The 18,001-nt window shown below is 74.8% G+C and carries 18 protein-coding genes; 8 read left to right on the forward strand and 10 right to left on the reverse strand.

All coding sequences use genetic code 11. The features are described from left to right. The first annotated feature begins 15 nt into the window (after positions 1-15). The 3 genes from ACIQUQ_RS15875 (at position 16) to ACIQUQ_RS15885 (ending at position 2,457) form a co-directional block, all read left to right on the forward strand. Positions 16-597 carry a sigma-70 family RNA polymerase sigma factor gene (locus ACIQUQ_RS15875; RefSeq protein WP_403975885.1) on the forward strand — a complete coding sequence of 194 codons (582 nt, stop codon included), beginning with the start codon at positions 16-18 and terminating at the stop codon, positions 595-597. Next, complete coding sequence (locus ACIQUQ_RS15880; RefSeq protein ID WP_403975888.1) at positions 594-1,319, forward strand: anti-sigma factor family protein; 726 nt, start codon at positions 594-596, stop codon at positions 1,317-1,319. Before ACIQUQ_RS15875 ends, ACIQUQ_RS15880 begins: the two co-directional genes overlap by 4 nt. Positions 1,320-1,470: 151 nt before the next feature. After that, complete coding sequence (locus tag ACIQUQ_RS15885; RefSeq protein ID WP_403975890.1) at positions 1,471-2,457, forward strand: SCO0930 family lipoprotein; 987 nt, start codon at positions 1,471-1,473, stop codon at positions 2,455-2,457. On the opposite strand, the gene ACIQUQ_RS15890 is transcribed toward ACIQUQ_RS15885, so the two are convergent. From ACIQUQ_RS15890 to ACIQUQ_RS15915, 6 genes are all read right to left on the reverse strand, one after another. Further along, complete coding sequence (locus ACIQUQ_RS15890) at positions 2,429-3,769, reverse strand: LLM class flavin-dependent oxidoreductase (RefSeq protein ID WP_403975893.1); 1,341 nt, start codon at positions 3,767-3,769, stop codon at positions 2,429-2,431. The two genes, ACIQUQ_RS15885 and ACIQUQ_RS15890, sit on opposite strands and share 29 nt — an antisense overlap. 77 nt (positions 3,770-3,846) lie before the next feature. After that, positions 3,847-4,767 carry an ABC transporter permease gene (locus ACIQUQ_RS15895; RefSeq protein WP_403975896.1) on the reverse strand — a complete coding sequence of 307 codons (921 nt, stop codon included), beginning with the start codon at positions 4,765-4,767 and terminating at the stop codon, positions 3,847-3,849. After that, positions 4,764-5,585, reverse strand: a complete 822-nt coding sequence (locus ACIQUQ_RS15900) for an ABC transporter ATP-binding protein (RefSeq protein WP_403975899.1) — start codon at positions 5,583-5,585, stop codon at positions 4,764-4,766. The genes ACIQUQ_RS15895 and ACIQUQ_RS15900 overlap by 4 nt, the downstream gene beginning before the upstream one ends. Positions 5,586-5,588: 3 nt before the next feature. After that, on the reverse strand, positions 5,589-6,620 hold the full coding sequence (locus tag ACIQUQ_RS15905; protein WP_403975901.1) for an ABC transporter substrate-binding protein: 1,032 nt from the start codon (positions 6,618-6,620) through the stop codon (positions 5,589-5,591). Between the two features lie 83 nt (positions 6,621-6,703). Next, a complete protein-coding gene (gene ssuE / locus ACIQUQ_RS15910) occupies positions 6,704-7,258 on the reverse strand; it encodes an NADPH-dependent FMN reductase (protein WP_403975904.1) in 555 nt (184 codons plus the stop codon). A 263-nt stretch (positions 7,259-7,521) separates the two neighbouring features. After that, positions 7,522-8,478: a TauD/TfdA dioxygenase family protein gene (locus ACIQUQ_RS15915; RefSeq protein ID WP_403975906.1), complete on the reverse strand. Its 957-nt coding sequence runs from the start codon at positions 8,476-8,478 to the stop codon at positions 7,522-7,524. Between the two features lie 339 nt (positions 8,479-8,817). Here ACIQUQ_RS15915 and ACIQUQ_RS15920 point away from each other — a divergent pair, with 339 nt between their 5' ends. Both ACIQUQ_RS15920 and ACIQUQ_RS15925 read left to right on the forward strand, forming a co-directional pair. Next, positions 8,818-10,041 (forward strand): ROK family protein, encoded by a 1,224-nt coding sequence (locus ACIQUQ_RS15920; protein WP_403975909.1) that lies wholly within the window; start codon positions 8,818-8,820, stop codon positions 10,039-10,041. 215 nt (positions 10,042-10,256) lie between these two features. Continuing rightward, entirely contained in the window at positions 10,257-10,877 is a 621-nt protein-coding gene (locus ACIQUQ_RS15925; protein ID WP_403975912.1) for a LysE family translocator, read from the forward strand. A 72-nt stretch (positions 10,878-10,949) separates the two neighbouring features. Here the strand turns inward: ACIQUQ_RS15925 and ACIQUQ_RS15930 are convergent, their stop codons facing one another. Continuing rightward, entirely contained in the window at positions 10,950-12,329 is a 1,380-nt protein-coding gene (locus ACIQUQ_RS15930) for a glutamate decarboxylase (protein WP_403975914.1), read from the reverse strand. Between the two features lie 304 nt (positions 12,330-12,633). On the opposite strand from ACIQUQ_RS15930, the gene ACIQUQ_RS15935 reads away from it, so the two are divergent. Next, positions 12,634-13,185, forward strand: a complete 552-nt coding sequence (locus ACIQUQ_RS15935) for a hypothetical protein (protein ID WP_403975917.1) — start codon at positions 12,634-12,636, stop codon at positions 13,183-13,185. 41 nt (positions 13,186-13,226) lie between these two features. Here ACIQUQ_RS15935 and ACIQUQ_RS15940 read toward each other — a convergent pair whose 3' ends face one another. From ACIQUQ_RS15940 to ACIQUQ_RS15950, 3 genes are all read right to left on the reverse strand, one after another. Then, positions 13,227-14,537 (reverse strand): hypothetical protein, encoded by a 1,311-nt coding sequence (locus tag ACIQUQ_RS15940; RefSeq protein WP_403975919.1) that lies wholly within the window; start codon positions 14,535-14,537, stop codon positions 13,227-13,229. Positions 14,538-14,592: 55 nt separating this feature from the next. Beyond that, the gene (locus tag ACIQUQ_RS15945; protein ID WP_403975921.1) at positions 14,593-15,012 is read right to left on the reverse strand and encodes a secondary thiamine-phosphate synthase enzyme YjbQ; all 420 of its coding nucleotides are present in this window, start codon (positions 15,010-15,012) and stop codon (positions 14,593-14,595) included. A gap of 81 nt (positions 15,013-15,093) precedes the next feature. Then, complete coding sequence (locus tag ACIQUQ_RS15950; RefSeq protein WP_403975923.1) at positions 15,094-16,134, reverse strand: class I SAM-dependent methyltransferase; 1,041 nt, start codon at positions 16,132-16,134, stop codon at positions 15,094-15,096. Positions 16,135-16,212: 78 nt separating this feature from the next. Here ACIQUQ_RS15950 and ACIQUQ_RS15955 point away from each other — a divergent pair, with 78 nt between their 5' ends. Both ACIQUQ_RS15955 and ACIQUQ_RS15960 read left to right on the forward strand, forming a co-directional pair. Next, the gene (locus tag ACIQUQ_RS15955) at positions 16,213-16,836 is read left to right on the forward strand and encodes a helix-turn-helix domain-containing protein (protein WP_403975926.1); all 624 of its coding nucleotides are present in this window, start codon (positions 16,213-16,215) and stop codon (positions 16,834-16,836) included. Positions 16,837-16,843: 7 nt separating this feature from the next. Beyond that, entirely contained in the window at positions 16,844-17,962 is a 1,119-nt protein-coding gene (locus ACIQUQ_RS15960; protein WP_403975928.1) for an NAD(P)-binding domain-containing protein, read from the forward strand. Positions 17,963-18,001: the final 39 nt, after the last annotated feature.

The raw sequence follows: 18,001 nt of genomic DNA on the forward strand, positions 1-18,001 counted from the left end.
GAGGGAGAAGGTGAGATGGCCGGACCACTGCGGCCCCGCGCGCGGCGGGGCTCCACCGACGAGGCGCTGATCAGGTCGCTGTACGAGGAGCACGGCAACGCGCTGCTGGCGTATGCGACGCGCCTGACGAACGACCGGGCCGCCGCCGAGGACGTGGTGCAGGAGACCTTCATCCGGGCGTGGCGGCACGCCGAGGCCATGGTCAACGGGAAGGGATCGGTCCGCGGCTGGCTGCTCACCGTCACCCGGAACATCGTCATCGACCGTACCCGGGCGCGGAACGTGCGGCCCCGGGAGGTGCCGGGCTCCCCGTCCACCCATCCGGTCGAGGACGACCACGCCGACTCGGTGGTCGACACGATGGCGGTGCTGGCGGCGATGGACCACCTCTCCCCGGAACACCGCGCCGTGCTGCAGGAGTTGTACTACCGGCAGCGCAGTGTCGCGGAGGCCGCCGATTCCCTCGGCATCCCGGCGGGCACCGTCAAGTCCCGTTCGCACTACGCCCTGCGCGCCCTGCGCGAGGCGTTCACGGCACAACACACACCCAGCAGGCCCACCCGTCGGCCCGCCGGACTCCAGGAGGTGGTGGCATGAACCGGCAGCAGTACCAGGACGGGCACGTGAACGAACAGCTCGGCCCGTACGTCCTCGGCGTGCTGGACGACGCGGAGGCCCGCGCGGTCGAGGAGCACCTGGCCTCCTGCGCGGGCTGCGCCGCCGAGGTCGTGGCCTTGCGGGAACTGGAGGAGGCGCTCGGCGAGGTGCCGCCCGAGGCCTTCCTGGAGGGGCCGCCCCCGGACGGGGACCTGCTGCTCCAGAAGACCCTGCGGCAGGTGCGGGGAGAGGTGGTGCGGGCCCGGCGGACGCGGTGGGCGCTGACCGGGATGGCCGCAGCGGCCTCCCTGGCGGCGGTGTTCTGGCTGGGCACGCAGGCCTCCGACGGGGCCCGGGACGTCGCCGTGCCCCCGACAGTTCCCACGGCGACCGCGCCGGTGCCGCCCGCGGGGACGCGGCTGGCGACGGCCACCGATCCCGGTACCGGGGCACGGATGACCGTACGGGTCGTGCCGGCCGTGAAGTGGGTCCGGGTCAACGCGGCCGTCACCGGGGTGCCGCCGGGCGAGCGGTGCCGGATCGTGGTCGTGGCGCGCGACGGTACGCGGACCACGGCGGGCGGCTGGGTGGTCGGTACGGCCGCCCACGGCGAGGGCAAGGGCGTGATGCTCGACGGCTCGGCCGCGACGGACCCGGCGGACGTGGTGGCGGTGGCCGTGGAGAACGAGGCGGGGAGGCGGTTCGTGACCGTGCCGCTGTGACCCGGCCCGTGAGCCCCGCGGCCTGCCGTCCGGTGTGCCCTCCGGTGTGGCGCTGAGAAAACTTCCCGGTCCGTTGAACCCCCTCCCGGAGGGCGGCGTGTGGTTGATGAGTGACCAGAACACAACGAACCACAGGATCACGGGAGTTCTCATGACGAACCGGCGCAAGCTCACCCTGGCCGTGGCCGCCTCGGCCCTGCTGATCGGCGGCGCGACGGCCTGCGGCACCGAGCGGACCACGCCCGTGGGAGCCGGTGCCCAGGCGCCGGCGAAGGCGGCCGGCGCCGCCGGCGGGTACGGGGACGGCGGGTACGGCGACGGGGGCTACGGCTCCGCGGGCGGCGGCGACGGCGCGGGGGCCGGTACGGCCTCCGGCCCGCTCGCCGTCCGGCAGGACGCCAAGCTCGGCACCCTGGTGGCCGACTCGGCCGGCTTCACCCTGTACCGCTTCGACAAGGACACGGCCTCCCCCTCGCGCTCCAACTGCGCGGGTGCCTGCGCCACCGCCTGGCCCCCGGTGCCCGCCGGCACCACCCTGCCGGGCGCGGTCCCGAAGGGGTCCGTGGGCTCCGTGGACCGGGCGGACGGCACGAAGCAGCTGACCATCGGCGGCTGGCCGGTCTACCGCTACGCCAAGGACACCGCGCCGGGGCAGACCAACGGGCAGGGTGTGGGCGGCACCTGGTTCGCCGTCACCCCGGAGGGCAAGAAGGCCGGCCAGGGCGGCGCCGGAGAGGGCGGGACCGCCGGTCAGGGCGGCGCGGAGGGCGGGGGCGCCGCCGCGCTGCCCGCCCTCTCCACGGTCGAGGACCAGAACCTCGGGGCCGTCCTGCGGGACGGGAAGGGCCGTACGCTCTACCGCTTCACCAAGGACACCGCCTGGCCCATGAAGTCCAACTGCCAGGGCGCCTGCCTGGAGAAGTGGAAGCCCGCCAAGCCCGTCGACGTCAACGACGTCAAGGGCGTGGACCCCAAGCTGCTGTCCGTCTACACCCGCTCCGACGGCGGCAAGCAGCTGGCGATCGACTGCTGGCCGCTGTACTGGTTCACCGGGGACACCGCGCCCGGCCAGGTCAACGGCCAGGGCGTCGGCGGCACCTGGTTCGCGGTCACGCCGCAGGGGAAGCTGGCGAAGTGACCGCCAGCCGGTTGGCGGGGCGGGCGAGTCCGTAGTGCTCCCGCAGCGTCCGGCCGGTGTACTCCGTACGGAACAGCCCACGGGCCTGGAGCAGGGGCACCACCTCGTCCACGAAGACCTCCAGGCCCCCGGGCAGGTAGGGCGGCATGATGTTGAAGCCGTCCGCCGCGCCCGCCCGGAACCACTCCTCGATCTCGTCGGCGATGCGCTCGGGGGTGCCCGCGACCACGCGGTGCCCCCGGCCGCCGCCGAGCCGCGCGATCAGCTCGCGCAGGGTGAGCCCGTCGCGCCGGGCCAGTTCGGCGACCAGGGTGAACCGGCTCTTGTTGCCGTTGATGTCCTTCTCCTCCGGCAGTTCGGGGAGCGGGCCGTCCAGCGGCAGGCCGGTGAGGTCGGTGCCCAGCATCCCGGACAGCTGCGCCAGCCCGTACTCGGGCACCTGGAGGTCGGTGAGCTCCTGCTCCAGGGCGCGCGCCTCGGCCTCCGTGGAGCCGATGACCGGGGCGATGCCGGGGAGGATCAGCAGCTGGTCGTCGGTCCTGCCGTACCGGGGCAGCCGGGCCCTGAGGTCCTTGGCGAAGGCCTGGGCGTCGGCCAGGGTCTGCTGGGCGGTGAAGACGGCCTCCGCGTACTGGGCGGCGAACTCCTTGCCGTCCTCGGAGGAGCCGGCCTGGACGAGCAGCGGGTGGCCCTGGGGCGGGCGGGGCACGTTGAGGGCCCCGTGGACGGAGAAGTGCTCGCCCTTGTGCCCGATGGCGCGGACCTTGTCGGTGTCGGCGTACACGCCCCGCTCCCGGTCGACGAGGATCGCGTCGTCCTCCCAGCTGTCCCACAGCTTGGTGGTCACGTCGACGAACTCCCGGGCCCTGGCGTAGCGGACGGCGTGGTCGAGGTGCTCCTCGCGGTTGAAGTTGCGGGCCTCGTCGACGGAACCGGAGGTGACGATGTTCCAGCCCGCCCGGCCGCCGCTGAGGTGGTCGAGCGAGGCGAACTTGCGGGCCGTGTGGTACGGCTCGTTGAAGGTGGTGGAGACCGTGGCGATCAAGCCGACGTGTTCGGTGACGGCGGCCAGGGCGGAGAGCAGCGTCAGGGGCTCGAAGCCGCCGAGCGCGTTGTGGCGGACCTTGCCCCACAGCGCGACCCCGTCGGCCAGGAAGACCGAGTCGAGCAGGCCGCGTTCGGCGGTGCGGGCCAGTTCCTGGAAGTAGCGCAGGTCGGTGACGCGTTCGGGCTGGGTGCGCGGGTGGCGCCAGGCGGCGTCGTGGTGTCCCGCGTTCATCAGGAAGGCGTTGAGGTGGAGCTGTCGGGGCATGCCGGCCGTCCTCGGTCGGTGGGTGGGGTGGAGGTGATGTGCGCGTGCACGGTGGTACGCGGGCCCGGTGCGCGGGCTCAGGCGGTGAGCGGGACGCGCCACGCGGTGAGGCGGCGCTCGATGGTGACCAGGACCTGGTTGAAGGCCAGGCCGATGGCGGAGATGGTGATGATCCCGGCGTACATCTGCGGGATGGCGAAGTTGAACTGCGAGGCGTTGACGAGGTAGCCGAGGCCGGCCTTGGCGCCGATCATCTCGGCGGCGACGAGCACCAGGATGGACACGGCCCCGGCCAGCCGTACGCCGGTGAACACGGCCGGCACGGAGGAGGGCAGGATCACCTTGGCGAACAGCTGGTGGGTGGGCAGGTCCATCGACCGGGCCAGCTTGACCAGGGTCGGGTCCGCGGTGCGCACGGCGCTGATGGTGTTCAGCAGCACGGGCCAGGTGCAGGCGTAGACGACGATGGAGATTTTCGAGGTCTCGCCGATGCCGAGGAGCAGCACGAAGACGGGCAGCAGGGCGAGCGCGGCCGTGTTGCGGAAGACCTCCAGCAGCGGATTGAGCAGGTCGGCGACCGGCCGGTACCAGCCGATGAGCAGGCCGAAGGGTACGGCGACCCCGACGGCGATGCCGAAGCCGGCCAGCGAACGGACCAGGCTGGCGCGGGTGTTCTCGGCGAGCTGTCCGTCGGCGGCCAGCCCCCACCAGGCCTGGGCGACCTCGCTGAAGGGCGGCAGGAAGGTCCGGTCGACCAGCCCCAGGCGCGGGGCGGTCTCCCAGACCACGAGCAGGGCGAGGACCGCGGCCGACTTCAGGGCGGCGTTCCGCAGGGTGGTGAGGACGCGGCGGGTGCGGGACGGGCGGCGGCGCTGCGCGGCGGCGGGCCGGGGCAGGGTCTCGGGCACGGTCCCGGCCGTGGCGGCCGGAGCCGGGTCCGGTTCCGTTTCCGTTGTCGTCCCGTCGGTGGTCTTGGCGGGGTTCAGGGTCTGGCTCATGCGGCCACTGCCTCCTTCTCCAGCTGCTGTGCTCGGGCGACCTCGTCGTGGAGCAGTTCCCAGATCCGCCGGCGGTGGGCGGCGAACTCCGGGCTGGAGCGCACGTCCTCGGTGGTGTCCCGGGAGCCGAAGGCGACCGGGACGACCTCCTTGACCCGGCCGGGCCGGGAGGTGAGGACCGCGACCCGCTGGCCGAGGTGGACGGCCTCGTCGATGCTGTGCGTGATGAACACGATGGTCTTGCCGGTGCGCTCCCAGATGCGCAGCAGCTCGTCCTGGAGCGATTCGCGGGTCTGTGCGTCGAGGGCGGCGAACGGCTCGTCCATCAGCAGCACGTCGGGGTCGTAGGCGAGGCTGCGGGCGATCGCGACGCGCTGGCGCATGCCGCCGGAGAGCTCGTGCGGGTGCCGGTCCTCGAAGCCGGAGAGGCCGACGAGTTCCAGGTGGGCGCGAGCGCGTTCGGCGCGTTCGCGGCGGGGTACGCCGGTGGCCTCCAGACCGAAGGACACGTTGCCGAGCGCGGTGCGCCAGGGCAGCAGCGCGTACTGCTGGAAGACGATGCCGCGGTCGAGGCCGGGGCCCGTGACGGGCCTGCCGTCGAGCAGCACCCGGCCGGCGGTGGGCCGGGTGAGTCCGCCGAGGAGGTCGAGGAGGGTGGACTTGCCGCAGCCGCTGGGGCCGACGACCACCGTGAACTCGCCGGGCGCGATGGAGAGGTCGATGCCGTCGAGGGCGGTGAACTCGGGGCCGCCGCCCTTGACGGGGAAGGTCTTGGTGACCCCTTCGAAGACGATCTTCGGGGTTGCGGAGGAGGTCATGGCTCAGCCCGCCTTGCCGTAGGCGTTGTAGTCGTTTGTGTAGAGGTCGCGTGCGGTGAACTTGCCCTTGGGGACGTCACCGCGCTTGCCGAGCCAGTCGATCCACAGCTGGAAGGACTTGTCGTCGATGCGGCCGCCGGTCTCGGCGACGCCGAAGGAGCGCCAGAACTTCAGGGCTGCCGGGTCCTCGTTGCGGCCGCGCTTGCGGACGATCTCCGTCATGCGGGCCACGACCTGCTCGCGCGGGGTGGTGCGGGACCACTCGATGGCCTTGGCGACGCCGGTGACGAAGGTGCGGGCGGTGTCCGGGTTGGCCTTGAGGAACCGCTCGGTCATCACGTACGTGCCGGCGCTGAACGCCCCGAGCAGCTGGAAGTCCGTGAACAGCGGCCGGATGCCGCCCGTGGCCAGGGCCTTGTCGCGCAGGATGCCGCCGAGCACGCCGACCTGGATCTGCTTCTGCCGCAGCGACTGCTCGGTGTTGACCGGCGGCACCACCAGCGCCTCGACCTTGTCGATCTCGGCGCGGCTCAGGCCGTTGCGCTCCAGGTAGATCTCCAGCATGGCCTCGGAGTGGGCGCCGAGGGTGTTCATGCCGACCTTCTTGCCGATCAGGTCGCGCGGGGTGCGGATGGGGCTGTCCTCCAGGACGTAGAAGCCGCTGTACGCGTGCCGGTCGGAGCCGTAGTAGCTGATCACGGCCTTGACGGGCGCGCCCTGGGAGGCGAGCTTGACCACGGCGCCGTTGAAGGCGCCGCCGAAGTCGGTCTGGCCGGTCGCGGCGGACTGGATGTCCTGGGGGCCGCTGATGGTGTTGCCGACCCATTCGAGCTTGACGTCGCCCAGGTAGCCCAGGTCCTCGGCGAGTTCGGGGAGCGTGACGGCGCCTGCGGCGCCCTGGTAGCGGAGGGTGCGGGTCTGGCCGCCCCCGCCGCCGGCGCCGCCCGCCTCGGCCCGGCCGCAGCCGACCGCGACCGCCGAGATGCCGAGCAGGGCGAGGAACTGGCGCCGGTTCGGGGCCGTGGCGAGATGCATGTGCGTGGTCCTTCGGGGAGGAGTGGCTGGCGGGGTGTGACGGGCCGTGCGGTGTGGGGGGCGGCGGGTGGCAGGGACAGGGGTCAGAGCGCCGCGCCGGCCAGGGCGGGCCGGGACGGGAGGGCCTCGACGAAGTCGTCGACGGCCTGGCCGAGGTCCACCGCGGCCTCCGGCCTCAGCCGGACCCCGCCGGGCAGGCGCTCGATGTGCGAGTCGAGCAGGAATCGGCCGGCGACGACGTGGCGTGCGCCGAGCGCGGACAGCACCGGGCGCAGGGCGTAGTCGATGGCCAGGACGTGGGCCAGGGAGCCGCCGGTCACCAGGGGCAGGACGGTCTTGCCGTGCAGGGCGTCCTGCGGGAGCAGGTCGAGGAAGACCTTGAGGAGACCGGAGTACGAGGCCTTGTAGACCGGGGTGGCGACGATCAGGCCGTCTGCGGCGGCCACCGCCTCCACCGCCCGCCTGATCGCCTCGCCGTCGGTGCGGGCCGCGAGGAGCTCGTCCGCCGGCAGGTGGCGCAGGGGGAGGTGGGCGGCCGGGAACCCGCCGAGGGAGAGGCGGTCGACGACGTGGTCGGCGACCAGGGCGGTGCGGGAGGCGGCCGACGGGCTGGCGGACAGGGCGAGCAGCTGGGACACGGGGGGCTCCTCTGGTACGGGCCGGGGTCGGGCGGGGTGTCGGGCGCGGGAGGCGTCGGCGGGCCCGGGCCGGGTACGGGGCCGGATGCCGGCGCCGGGTTCGGGCCGGGTTCGGGGCCGGGTTCGGGCCGGGTTCGGGGCCGGGTGGGCACGGGCGGCCGGGTGCCGGGGCCGGGGCCCGGGTGGACACGGGGCGGGTGCGGGTGCCCGGCTGGGCGCCGGTGGTACGGCGCCCGCCGGGCCCGGGCGGTCCCGCCCCGCGGTCAGGCGGCCGGGGCGGCGTCGCCCCCGGTGGAGCCGCCGGAGGCCACTCCGAAGGCCGGGGCGGGCACGGTCTCGGGCTCCAGCAGCCGGGAGGGCTCGCCGTCGGTGCCGACCGGCACGTCGCCGTCGATGGTCACGCGGCGCAGGGTGCGCTCGTGGGAACCGGAGTCGTCGACGCCGTAGTGCTGGGTGGCGCGGTTGTCCCAGATCGCGACGTCGCCCTCCTGCCACGACCAGCGGACGGTGTTCTCCGGGCGCTCGATGTGGGCCTGGAAGACGTCGAGCAGTGCGCGGGAGTCCCTGGCGGTGAGACCGTCGATGCGGTCGACGAAGTTGCCGAGCAGCAGGGTGCGTTCGCCGGTCTCGGGGTGCACGCGGACGACCGGGTGCTCGGTCCGGTACGTGGTGGAGCTGAACACCTCGCGGAACTGGCGCAGCAGTTCGGGGGCGGCCTCCGGGTCCAGCGCGGCGTAGTCGTAGGCGTTGGTGTGCACGGCGCGCAGGCCCTCGGCGAGGGTGCGGAGCGGGGCGGGCAGGTGGGCGTAGGCGGTGGCGGTGTTGGCCCAGAGGGTGTCGCCGCCGTAGGGCGGGATCGTGACGGCGCGCAGGATGGAGAAGGCCGGGTAGGCGGGGACGAAGGTGACGTCGGTGTGCCACTGGTTGGCGCGGCCGCCGTAGCGGGACTCGATGCCGAGGGAGTAACGCCCGTCGGCGGAGGGGACGGTGGGGTGCGCGACGGGCGTGCCGAGGAGGCGGGCGAAGGCCTCGTGCCCCTCCTCGTCGAGGTGGTCCTGTCCCCTGAAGAAGACGACCTTGTGGTCGAGGAGGGCGGCGCGGATCCCGGCGACGGTGCCCTCGTCGAGGTCGCCGCCGAGCTTGACGCCCTCGATCAGGGCGCCGATGCGGCCGCCGATCCTGGTGACGGTGGTGGTGCCCGAGGTCGTGACAGCGGTCATGGGGACGCTCCTTCTGATTTCTTTTCGCAGCGGAAGGAATGGGTGGTTGACTTCCCCCGTACGGACGGAGGAGGGGGAAGTGGCCGGAACCGGAGTGGCCTTGGCCGGGAGCGTGGCAGCGGTGGAGAGGGCGGTCAAGGGCCTTCCCGGGGCGGCGGGAGGCCGTGCGGCGCCCCGTACCCGCCGGTCGGACGGAATCCGGCCAACCCGCTCTGACCTGCACTTTCAAACCCGCCGACGGCCGGTTTCCGACGCCCGTGCGGCCGGTGTCCGAACTCGTGCGGGCCGTCCGGGATTTCACGCCGCCGCAACGGCGCGCAACATGACGGGAGGAAATCCGTGACACTCACCGGAACCGGACGGGGGCCGCGCAGGGCGGGCGACGGGCGCCGCGAGGCGAACGCGGCGGCCGTGCTGCGCACCGTGCTCGACGGCGGCCCGGTCGCCCGCGGCGCCGTCGCCCGCCTCTCGGGGCTGAGCCCGGCGGCGGTCTCCCGGCAGTCCACCGAACTGCTCAGGCTGGGCCTGCTGCGCGAACTCCCGGGCCTGGCCGCCCCGGCCGGGGCCGGCCGCCCCCAGGTGCCGCTGGACCTGCACACCGGCGAGACCTCAGGGCCGGTGGCCGGCGCCCTGCACATCGGGGTGCCCGGCTCCACCCTGGGCGTGGTCGACCTGCGGGGGCGGGTGCTCGCCCGGCACACCCTCTGGCACGACGGCCTCGGCACGGACGAGATCCCGGCCCGGGCGGCTGCCGCACTGCGGGAGCTGCTGGCCGGGTCCGCGGGCGGCCGGCCGGTGCTGGGGGTGGGCGCCGCGATAGGGCGCTGGGTGCGGCCCGCCGAGGGGGTGGTGGTCCGCCACGACGCACTCGGCTGGTACGACCGCCCGCTCGCCGCCGAGCTGGCCGGCCGGCTGGAGCTGCCGGTGCGGCTGGACAACCACGCCCGGGCGGTGGCCCAGTCGGAGATCCTCTTCGGCCGCCCGGAGGCCCGGCGCAGCCTGGTGCACCTGTTCGTCGGCAACGTGGTGGACGCCGCCTTCGGCATCGCCGGCGTGATCCACCAGGGTCCGGGCGCGGGTGCCGGCGACGTGGCCCACCTGCCGGTGCCCGGGTCGCGTACGCCGTGCGCGTGCGGGCGTACCGGCTGCCTGGGCGCCACCGCGTCGGACACCGCCGTGGCCGCGGAGGCGGTGCGGCGCGGCATCCTGCCCCGGCCGGACGCGGCAGCACTGACGGCCGCCGCGGCCGACGGCCACGCGGGGGCCCGGGAGCTGCTGCGCGAGCGGGCCCGGGCGGTGGGGCGCGCCCTGGCGCTGCTGATCGACGTGGTCAACCCTGACCTGGCCGTGGTCACCGAGCAGGCCTGCCTGGCCGGTCCGGAGTACCTGGAGGAGGTCCGCGCGCAGGTGCTGGCGCACTCCCGGGTGTGCGACGACCCGGAGCGCATCGTCACCCCGCACGCGGGGCCCGACGTGCTGGCCGTGGCGTCCGCGACGGTGCTGCTGCACCCGCTGTTCGCCGACCCCGCCGGGTACGCCCTGCCGGCCCTGCCGCCCTGCTGACCGTCCCGCGCGCCCGGGCAACGCGCTGGACCGGACGGGCGGGCAATGCGCTGGACCGGACGGGCGGGCATGCCCCAGCCTGGGCGCATGACCGAGACCGGCACCCCCGCGACACCGCCCGGCCCCCGCGCGGCACCACCCGGCCCCCTCTCCGCGTTGCCGTCCCACCGCGCGATGCGCGCTTCCGGCGCGCCCGCGTGCGGGGAGGCGGGGTGATGGGCGGTCAACTGCTGGTGGCGGCCGGGGTGCTGGCCCTGCTGACCGTGGTGCCGGGGCCCGACCTGGCACTGGTCACCCGGCAGGCCGTCGGCTCCGGTCCCGGTGACGCGCTGCGCACCGTGGGCGGCGTCGCGGCCGGGCTGCTGGTGTGGGGCGCGCTCGCGGTGGCGGGCCTGGCGGCGCTGCTGGCCGCCTCGGCGGGGGCCGCGCTGGTGGTACGGGTGCTGGGCGCCGCGTACCTGGTGGTGCTCGGCATCGGGGCGCTGCGGCGGGGCGGGCGGTCCGCGGACGCCGACCCGGACGCCGTCGCCCCCGCGGTGCGGGGCAATCCCTGGCGCACCGGGCTGGTGGGCAACCTCCTGAACCCGAAGATCGCGGTGTTCTACACGGGTCTGCTGCCCGCACTGGCCCCCGCCGGCCTGCCGCCGTCCGCCGGGATGGCGCTGCTCGTCGCGCTGCACGCCGGGCTCACGGTGGCCTGGCTGGGCGGGTACGTGCTGCTGCTGTCCCGCGCCCGGGCCCAGCTCTCCCGCCCGTCGGTCCGGCGCGCGCTGGACCGCCTCACGGGCGTGGTCCTGATCGCCTTCGGGCTGCGGCTGGCGGCCTCGGCGCACTGACGGGAGGCGCGCGGCGCACCGCCGGTCCGGCCCGGGCCGTCGCCGTGCGACGACCCGGGCCGGACCGGTGTCTCAGTGGTGGAAGCTCGGCTGCGCCGGCGGGACGCCGCCCGCGGCCGCGGTCAGCCGGTCCACCGCGGCGCCCAGGTCCGCCGCGAGCAGGGCCACCTTGTCGCGGCTGATGCCGTGCCGGATCAGGACGCGCTGGATCACCGTCTCCTCGCGGGCGGGCGGCAGCGGGTACGACGGGACCTGCCAGCCGCGCAGCCGCAGCTGGTCGCTGAGCTCGTACAGGGTGAACGGCGCGTTCGCGTCGGCCAGCGTCCACGAGACCGCCGGCAGGCCGCCCCGGCCGTCGTACAGCAGCCGGAAGGGGCCCATCCCGGCCACCGCCTCCCCGAGCGCCCGGGCGCTGGCCGCGGCCGCCTCGTACACCGCCCGGTAGCCCTCGCGGCCGAGGCGCAGCATGACGTAGTACTGGGCGATCACCGAGCCGCCGGGGCGGGAGAAGTTGAGGGCGAAGGTCGGCATGTCGCCGCCGAGGTAGCTGACCTTGAAGACCAGTTCGTCCGGCAGGTGCTCGGCCGAACGCCAGACGATCCAGCCGACGCCGAGCGGCGCCATGCCGTACTTGTGCCCCGAGGCGTTGATCGAGACGACCCGGGGCACCCGGAAGTCCCAGGGCAGGTCGGGCTGGAGGAACGGCGCGACGAAGCCGCCGCTGGCCGCGTCGACGTGCACCGGCACGTCCAGCCCGGTCTCCGCCTGGAGGGCGTCGAGTTCGGCGGCGATGGCCGCGACCGGCTCGTAGTCGCAGGTGTACGTGACGCCCAGGATCGCGACCACGCCGATGGTGTTCTCGTCGACGTACTCGCGCAGCTGGTGCGGCTGCAGGCCGGTGGCGTCGGGCTCCAGCGGCACCTGGCGCAGCTCCACGTCGAAGTAGGTGGCGAACTTCTCCCAGCACACCTGGACGGGCCCGCACACGAGGTTCGGCCGGTCCGTCGGCTTGCCCTCGGCCTCGCGGCGGGCGCGCCAGCGCCACTTCAGGGCGAGGCCGCCGAGCATGGCCGCCTCGCTGGAGCCGGTGGTGGAACAGCCCATGGTGCTGGTGCCCTCGGGGGCGTGCCACAGGTCGGCGAGGATGTGCACGCAGCGGGACTCGATCTCCGCGGTCTGCGGGTACTCGTCCTTGTCGATCATGTTCTTGTTGAGGCACGCGTCCATGAGCTCGTGCACCTCGGGCTCGCTCCAGGTGGTGCAGAAGGTCGCCAGGTTCTGCGCCGCGTTCCCGTCCAGGGCGAGCTCGTCCTCGATGAGGGCGCGGATGATCCGGGGGTCGGCGGTGCCGTCGGGCATCTTCAGCTTGGGCAGGGCAGCCCGGCTGATCGGGGTCGCGTAGATGTCAGCGAACGCGGCGGCCGCGTCCCGCTTCGTCTCGTGCAAGGCCATGGCGGCTCCTCCGCTCGGTCGGCATCCACCGCTCCGATGCTGGTCCACCGGCCCGCCGCCCGCCCGCCCGATGAGCCGTACGGGTGAACGCGCGGCCCGCGGCGCGCCCCAGGGGGCACAACACCCCAAACCACCCGATCCTCATACGAACCACCCACGCGCCGCCACCACCACACGCCGCCTCCACCACACGCCGCCTCCACCACTCACGGATCGCAGAGCGACACCCCACCCCACAGGCCACACACGCACCCCCACCCCCATCCCCACCAGCGGCACGCACATCCCCCCGCCCGGAGCCACGATGCCCCTGCACCCCCCGGCCCCCACCCTCACGGCCGGCCGTCCTCCCGCACCCGAGTCCGCCCCGGCACGGGGACTGACGCTGGAGGACCGCCTGGCCCTGGCCGACGCGACGATGACCGCCCGGCTGGCCGCGGCCGCGGTCGCGTACGAGGTCAACACGGCGCACATCCCCACCGGGCCCCTCGACCTCACCGACGTCGTCAGGCTCCCCCTCGCACCGTCGCCCCGCCCTCCGGGGGAGGCGCACACGACCCCCGTCGCCGCACTCCTCCAGCGCGCCCACCACCGCCTGGCCACCGGCGGCTGGTGCAGCGGCCGCCTCGTCGACGAGGACGGCGCGCGCTGCCTCCTCGGCGCACTCCGCGCCGAGGCCCACGGCGACGCCGGCCTGGAAGGCAGCGCAGCCGACCTCCTCCTGGACACGATCCGCCGCACCTTCGCCGCCGACGTCCCCTCGGTCCCCCGCTTCAACGACGCCTTCGCCACCCCCAGCGTCCCCCTCCGCACCCTCGCCCAGGCAACCACCCGAGCCGCCACCCAGGGCCTGTAACCCCCCGTCGGCGGGCTGCCCGGCGTCCGGTGCGGCTGCGCCTACGCGGGGAGCGCGGGGAGTACGACCACGGAGCCGTCCGCCTCGCGGGCGATCTCGATCGCCACGTCCGTCGCGCGGCCGTCGAGCCTGACGCCGGCGCCCAGCTTGTGGATCCGGTGTGCCGCGCTCATGAGGCGGTCGACTTCGCCGGTCGTGAAGACGGGGCGCAGACCGTTGGGGCGGGCCAGCTCCAGTGCCGACAGGCGTACCAGGACGCCGGCGATGCCCGACTCCAGTTCGTCGAGGCGCTGCTGATCCCGATTGAGCGCGCGGGTGAAGTTCTCGAACGGGTTGCCGGGGTCGCTCTGGGCGTGCTCGACGGCCTGGAGGACGACCACTCGTCGCTTCAGCGCGATGGCCAGCGAGGCGAGTTCGAGGTGGGTGCGGAACGTGCCGCCCCGCTCGTCGACGCCGGGGAACGACTTGGTCAGCGTACCGAGTTCGACGGCCTCGCCCTGCGGCAGTCCGTCCAGGGCGCTCTGCCACCCGGCGAGGCGGCGGTCGGCCTTGCCCAGGGCCGTGTTGATGGCGTGGACCGCCGAGTCGAGCCCCAGCGAGAGGCCGGGCCTGCCCTCGTCGAGCAGAATGGCGGTGGCCTTGTCGACGGCGTCGCGGCAGCCGTCGAGTACGCCGTGTTCGTCGTCGCGCTTGTCCGCCTCGAGCTGCTCCAGCAGTTCCGTGATGCGTTCGACGGCCTGCCGGCGCTGGTGGTCGGCGTGCGCGCTCACCCCGGCCGCCACGGCCATCAGCACGAGCGGAGCGGCCACGGTGAGCGCCGTTCCGCCGGCGGCCGCGACCCCGGCGGTCGCACCGGCACCGCCCGCCGTGCCCACGGCTGCCGCGCCTCCGAGCGGCACGAACGTCGCCTTCGCGGCGACCTTGCCCGTCGAGTCCACGAGATCGCCGAACATACCGCCGGCCGCCCCCTTCGGGACCATCGGACGGACGAGGCCCTGTCCGAACTGGGCGGCGACCTTCGCCGGGACCACCATCCGGTACAGACCCTCGCCGGAGCCGGTCGCCCTGGCCGCCGTGAGGGACGTTCGCGCCGACTGCGTGATGAACTGCGACAGGTGCTGCGCCAGAGGACTCGCCGCGTCGAGCGGGATGCCGCGGCGGCGGTCGATCCCGCCGGGGAGCGGATGCATCTCGAGCGTGACGATCGGCTCGCCGGCCATGACGGCCAGGGCTCCGCGCAGTTCAGCCAGGCGCTCTGCCGTCATGGACTCGCCTGCGGTGAGCCCCGGCACCCGGACATCCGCGGTCGCCAACGTCCAGACGGGCACGGTCGTCTTGCGGTCGTCGGTCATCGTCCCCCCTCGTTCTCCGGCAGCAGCCTACGCCCGATGCCGAACGCCGACCCGGTCAGCCGAGGAAGCTCAGGCGGACCTCGCGGTCGGGGTTGTCCTTGTTCGTGTCCACCAGGCAGACGGACTGCCAGGTGCCCAGGGCCAGGCGGCCGTTGACGACCGGGAGGGTGGCGTGGGGCGGGACGAGGGCCGGGAGGACGTGGTCGCGGCCGTGGCCGGGTGAGCCGTGCCGGTGCTGCCAGCGGTCGTCGGCCGGGAGGAGGTGGTGGAGGGCGGTGAGCAGGTCGTCGTCGCTGCCCGCGCCGGTTTCGATGACCGCGATGCCGGCGGTGGCGTGCGGGACGAAGACGTTCAGCAGGCCGTCCCGGCCGGCGGCCGCGCCGGACAGGAACTCGGCGCAGGCGTCGGTCAGGTCGGTGACGGTCTCGGTGCGGCCGGTGGCGATCCGGAGGACGTGCGTCGTGAAGGGTGACATGGCCTCATCCTCGTCCATCCGCCGGCCGTTCCCGGGGCGCGCGGGGCCGGGGGCGCGGCGCCCCCGGCCCCGTCGGTCGCGTCAGGCCGCCGGGCGGCGGCCGGTGTGGACCGTGACGGCCGAGAGGAGGAAGGCGTCGGGGCGCTTCAGGAGGCCGTCCGGGGACTCCGGGTCGAGCAGCAGGTCCAGGGTCTTGCGGTCGTCCGCGGCGAGCGAGTCGCCCCGCGTGTCCCGGATCCGGGTCAGCTGTGCGTGCAGGAAGGCGCGGGCCGGTGCGGCCAGTGGCGCCGGCAGGTCGAGGAGGAGGGTGAAGCTGCCGGTCCCGGTGAGTCCGGCGCGTGCGAGCATCGCGGGCCAGTCCTCCACCAGGGCGGTGCTGCCCGGGAGTTCACGGCGCATCTCCTCGAACCAGTCCTCCTGGGCCGCGTCGAGCCGGGCCTGGAGGCCGGGGCGGCCGGTGCCGATGTCACGGGGGAGGAAGCGCACCGGCAGTCCGCCCTCCGCGACGGCGAGCAGGCCGCCCGGCCGCAGTACGGCGGCCAGCGCGTCCAGCGCGCGCTGCTGGTCGCCGACGTGGTGGACGGCCTTGCTGCTCCAGACCAGGTCGGCCGCGCCGACGCCGTCCGTGCCGGGCCCCTCGGCGCCGGCGCCCAGGCCGTCGGGCAGTTCGGCGTGGCGTACGGCGACCCGCTCGCCCAGGCCCAGGCGCTCCGCGCGGGCGAGGGCGCGGTCGAGGAGGGCGGGGGTGGGGTCCACGGCGACCGCCTCCGCGGTCGGGAAGGCCTCGGCGAGTACGGAGGTCATGACGCCGGGCCCGCTGCCGACGTCGAGGACGCGGCGGACCACGTGGGCCGGGCCGAGGAGTTCCCCGAGGCGGGCCGCGACGCCCCGCAGGACGGGGAGCTGGACCTCGGCGTTCTGCTCCAGGTGGTCGGCGAGGTCCGCCCAGTCGAGGTCGGTGGTGCGGTCGTCGTGGGAGTGACTGCCGTGGCTGTGGCCGTGGCTGCCGTGGCTGCCGTGGCTGCCGTGGCTGCCGTGGCTGCCGTGGCTGCCGTGGGTGCCGTGGCTGCCGTGGGTGCCGTGGGTGCCGGGCGTCGGGGTGGGGTCCGCGTGAGGGCTCATGTCCCGGAGCGTGCACCCGGGGCCCGGTACCGGCAAACTTTTGTTGCCGTTTCCGGGACGAGGGGGTGGAATGCCCGCATGGACGAACCCACTCCCGACCGGCCCGCGCCGTACCAGGCGGTCCTCGACGAGGTCGCCCCGCGGCTGCGCCGCCTGCGCGACCGGCACGGGCTGACCCTGGCCGCGCTGTCCGAGGCGACCGGCATCTCGAAGAGCACGCTGTCCCGGCTGGAGTCGGGCCAGCGCCGGCCGAGCCTGGAGCTCCTGCTGCCGCTCGCCCAGGCCTACCAGGTGCCGCTGGACGACCTGGTCGGCGCGCCCGAGGTCGGAGACCCCCGGGTGCGCATGTCGCCGCGCACGATGCCGCACGGCGGCACCGCCGTGCCCCTGACCCGCAGCGCGAGCCCCCTCCAGGCGTACAAGATGGTGATCCCGGACCGGGGCAGCGAGCCGGACCTGCGCACCCACGAGGGGTACGAGTGGCTGTACGTCCTGGACGGGCGGCTGCGGCTGGTCCTCGCGGAGCACGACCTGGTGCTGGGGGCGGGCGAGGCGGCCGAGTTCGACACCCGGCTCCCCCACTGGTTCGGCAGCGCGGACGGCCGGCCCGTGGAGGTGCTGAGCCTCTTCGGCAAGCAGGGCGAGCGGATGCACGTACGGGCCAGGCCGCGCAGGGAAGATCCGGGAGCACCCCGCAGTTAGTAGAACCGTGAACGACTTTGCGGCAGACCTCGTACGCACCGACCCGGGCGCGGTCCGGGAGGTGGACGTGGCGGTCGTCGGCGCCGGCCAGGCCGGGCTGTCGGGCGCGTACCACCTGCGCCGCGCGGGGCTGGAGCCGGGGCGGGACTTCGTCGTCCTGGACCATTCGCCCCGGCCCGGCGGCGCCTGGCAGTTCCGCTGGCCCACCCTCACGTACGGGAAGGTCCACGGCATGCACGCGCTGCCCGGCATGGAGCTGGAGGGCGCGGATCCGGAGCGGCCGTCCGCCGAGGTGATCGGCGACTACTTCGCCGCCTACGAGGAGACCTTCGGCCTGGGCGTGCTGCGGCCGGTGGACGTGTCGGCGGTGCGGGAGGGCGACGGCGGACGACTGCGGGTGGAGAGCTCGGCCGGGGTGTTCTCGGCACGGGCACTGATCAACGCCACCGGCACCTGGGACCGGCCGTTCTGGCCGCGCTACCCCGGCCGGGAGCTGTTCCGCGGCCGCCAGCTGCACACCGCCGGCTATCCGGGCCCGGCGGCCTTCGCGGGCGCCCGCGTGATCGTGGTCGGCGGGGGCACCTCCGGCGTCCAGCACCTGCTGGAGATCGCGGAGGTCGCGGCGGGAACCACCTGGGTGACCCGGCGGCCGCCGGTGTTCCGCGAGGGCCCCTTCGGCGAGGCGGAGGGCCGCGCGGCGGTCGCTCTGGTGGACCGGCGGGTGCGGCAGGGGCTGCCCCCGCAGTCGGTGGTCAGCGTGACCGGCCTGCCGCTGAACGAGGCGGTGCGGCAGGGGCGGGACTCCGGCGTGCTGGACCGGCGGCCGATGTTCGAGCGCCTCACGGAGACCGGCGCGGTCTGGGCCGACGGCACGCGCGTGGACGCGGACGTGATCCTCTGGGCCACCGGCTTCCGTGCGGCCGTCGACCACCTGGCCCCGCTGCGGCTGCGCGAGCCGGGCGGCGGCATCCGCGTCGAGGGCACCCGTGCGGTCCGCGACGAGCGGGTGCACCTGGTCGGCTACGGGCCCTCGGCGAGCACCATCGGCGCCAACCGCGCCGGCGCCACGGCGGTCCGCGAAATCCGCCGCCTGCTGGCTCGCGCGCAGCCCCCGGTACCGGCCTGAGCCGATGCCCGTGACCGGGCGCGGGCGCGGGCCGGACGA

The sequence above is a fragment of the Streptomyces sp. NPDC101118 genome (assembly GCF_044759445.1).
In the GTDB taxonomy this organism is placed as follows: domain Bacteria; phylum Actinomycetota; class Actinomycetes; order Streptomycetales; family Streptomycetaceae; genus Streptomyces.